Raw genomic sequence first — 2,692 nt, forward strand, 5'->3', positions numbered from 1 at the left:
TGACATCAATTATGGAAACATCGAGTTAAGAGAAAAGGGCATTTTAGTTCATATTACAAAAGGATTACAAAACTTTAGCTGGGCTATACCCTATTACCAATTGCACACTTACAAAACAGATGGTTTTAGCATTCATGCTCAAGGTAATTTTGTAAGGTTTAAAAAAAGTAAATTGCTAAAAGAAAACAAAAAGTTTATAGACAAATTAATTAACATAAAAATAGAATACGATAAACAATATGAATTCCATTAACAGTAAACCTCTTAGTGGCATAGCTATTGATAGAATTATAGAAATGGCTTGGGAAGACAGAACAACTTTCGAAGCAATAGAATTTCAGTTTGGTTTAAAAGAACAAGAAGTTATCAACTTAATGCGCAGAGAAATGAAGCCAAAAAGCTTCAAAATGTGGCGAAAAAGAGTACAAGGCAGAAAAACCAAACATCAAAAATTAAGAACCTTTGCAAGCGGAAGGTTTAAATGTACAAGGCAAAAATCAATATCAAACAACTCTATAGCAAAAAGATAAAAACGGTGCTTTGATTTAAGTATAGAGTTCTTAAAGACAGCACATTAAAAAGACAAAAAAATGATTACAGACGTAGTATTAAAAGAAAAAGAGGTTTCAAAAAATTTAAATGGATTTTCTTTTGAAGAAGTTGGAGATGACCATCTTTTTACAGGATTAGAAACTCCTATGAAACCAGACGCTTTTAAACTTTCTGATGAACAGAAAAAGGAAAAAATAGCTTCCTTATTTTCAGAAATAATGGACGTAATGGGTCTAGATTTAACAGATGATTCTTTACAGGGCACTCCAAAAAGAGTCGCTAAAATGTACATTGAAGAAATCTTTTCAGGTTTAAATCCATCCAACAAACCCAAAGTTGCTTTGTTTGATAACAAGTATCAATACAACCAAATGTTGGTAGAAAAAAACATTACGTTTTACTCTAATTGCGAGCATCATTTTGTACCAATTATAGGAAAAGCCCATGTTGCATACATTTCTTCTGGCAAAGTTATTGGTTTATCTAAATTAAATAGAATTGTACAGTATTACGCTAAAAGACCTCAAGTGCAAGAAAGATTAACCAACCAAATTGCAGAGGAATTAAAAGCAATATTAAATACAGAAGACGTAGCTGTAATTATAGATGCAAAACATTTATGTGTTTCTTCGAGAGGTATTAAAGATGATACTTCGTCTACAGTTACTTCCTTTTTTGGTGGTCAGTTCAATACCCCAGAAAAAATAGCAGAATTACAAAACACTTTAAATTACTAAGTTATGGATTTAATAGATAAAGCATTAGAATTCGAAACTAGAAAAAAAAGGTTTCCAACCACAAGCGATCGTATTATGGCTGCAAGAGAAGCAAAATCTTTAATATTAAGCCTAAACGAAATATACAAAAAAAATAAAGATGACAAAATTATGGATATCATGAAAAGACTAACCGTAATAAAACAAAAAATAGAAAAACGTTTAAAAGGAAAACCATTAACTGCATAAATAATAGACATTTTTATTGCTTATCTAAGTTTTATAATTATATTACCAAAATTATTTAAAAAAAGACTAAAGTAATAGAATGAATTTATTAGAAAGAGCCGTTGAGTTTGAGAATAGAAAATTCTCTTTTAAAACCACAAGTGATAGAATTTTAGCCTCAAGAGAAGTAAAAGCACTTATTTTAGAGCTAAATGAAGTATATAAACAAGAAAAAGATCCAGAAATTATGGATCAAATGAAGCGTTTAACAGCTGTAAAGCAAAAAATTGAAAAGCGCTTGAAAGGAAGACCGTAAATATAATATGAGAAATATAGTAGTAGTTGGAGGTAGCAAAGGAATAGGACAAGCAATTGTAAATTCTTTAGTAGAAAAAAACAAAATTTTTAACATTAGTAGATCTGCTCCTTTGCAATCTCACGCTAACTTAACTCATTACAATTGCGATATTCTTGCAGATGATTTACCAGATTTAGACACCATAGATACATTAATCTATTGTCCTGGTAGCATAAACCTAAAACCAATATCTAGGCTAAAATTAGACGATTTTAGAGATGATTTTGAAATAAATGTTGTGGGTGCTGTAAAAGCCATACAACATTACTTACCAAAAATTAAAAACGGAAACAATCCTTCAATCTTATTATTTAGTACCGTAGCTACTAAACTAGGCATGCCTTTTCACGCAAGTGTGGCTGCAGCAAAATCTGGTGTTGAAGGCATTACCAAATCTTTAGGTGCAGAACTAGCACCAACAATTCGTGTAAATGCAATTGCACCCACAGTTACAGACACAGATTTGGCCTCTAAACTTTTAAGAAATGAGCGTATGATAGAAAATATCACAGAACGTCACCCACTTAAAAAGTTTTTAAAGCCAGAAGAAGTTGCAGATTTAGCAACCTTTCTAATATCAGAAAAAGCAAATTCAATTTCAGGTCAAATTTTTGAATTAGACTGTGGAATTGTAAACTTCAAAATATAAAAAAATGACAAATATCTACGATATTAAAATCAATAGCCTACAAAATAAGGCTATTGACTTAAGCGAACACAGTAATAAATTTATTCTCTTTGTAAATGTTGCTTCTAAATGTGGTTTTACATCACAATACAAAGGTCTTGAAGAATTATACAAAACACACAAAGAAAACTTAATGATTATTGGTTCTCC

General features: G+C 30.4%; 5 protein-coding genes and 2 pseudogenes. All 7 read left to right on the plus strand.

Going from position 1 to position 2,692, the window contains the following annotated elements; translation table 11 throughout:
- Positions 1-253, plus strand: a pseudogene (locus tag ACTG3S_RS12650) (hypothetical protein); the annotation flags it as partial.
- Positions 240-530 carry a TIGR03643 family protein gene (locus ACTG3S_RS12655; protein ID WP_439129708.1) on the plus strand — a complete coding sequence of 97 codons (291 nt, stop codon included), beginning with the start codon at positions 240-242 and terminating at the stop codon, positions 528-530. The pseudogene ACTG3S_RS12650 and the gene ACTG3S_RS12655, both read left to right, overlap by 14 nt.
- Before the next feature lie 60 nt (positions 531-590).
- On the plus strand, positions 591-1,289 hold the full coding sequence (gene folE, locus ACTG3S_RS12660; RefSeq protein ID WP_439129709.1) for a GTP cyclohydrolase I FolE: 699 nt from the start codon (positions 591-593) through the stop codon (positions 1,287-1,289).
- A gap of 3 nt (positions 1,290-1,292) precedes the next feature.
- Positions 1,293-1,517, plus strand: coding sequence for a hypothetical protein (locus ACTG3S_RS12665; protein ID WP_439129710.1), 225 nt, complete (start codon positions 1,293-1,295; stop codon positions 1,515-1,517).
- Between the two features lie 79 nt (positions 1,518-1,596).
- The gene (locus ACTG3S_RS12670) at positions 1,597-1,812 is read left to right on the plus strand and encodes a hypothetical protein (RefSeq protein WP_215995832.1); all 216 of its coding nucleotides are present in this window, start codon (positions 1,597-1,599) and stop codon (positions 1,810-1,812) included.
- Between the two features lie 7 nt (positions 1,813-1,819).
- Positions 1,820-2,503, plus strand: a complete 684-nt coding sequence (locus ACTG3S_RS12675; protein WP_439129711.1) for an SDR family NAD(P)-dependent oxidoreductase — start codon at positions 1,820-1,822, stop codon at positions 2,501-2,503.
- Between the two features lie 4 nt (positions 2,504-2,507).
- Positions 2,508-2,692 (plus strand): annotated as a pseudogene (locus ACTG3S_RS12680) (glutathione peroxidase); the annotation flags it as partial.

This window comes from Polaribacter sp., from assembly GCF_965656025.1.
Classification (GTDB): domain Bacteria; phylum Bacteroidota; class Bacteroidia; order Flavobacteriales; family Flavobacteriaceae; genus Polaribacter.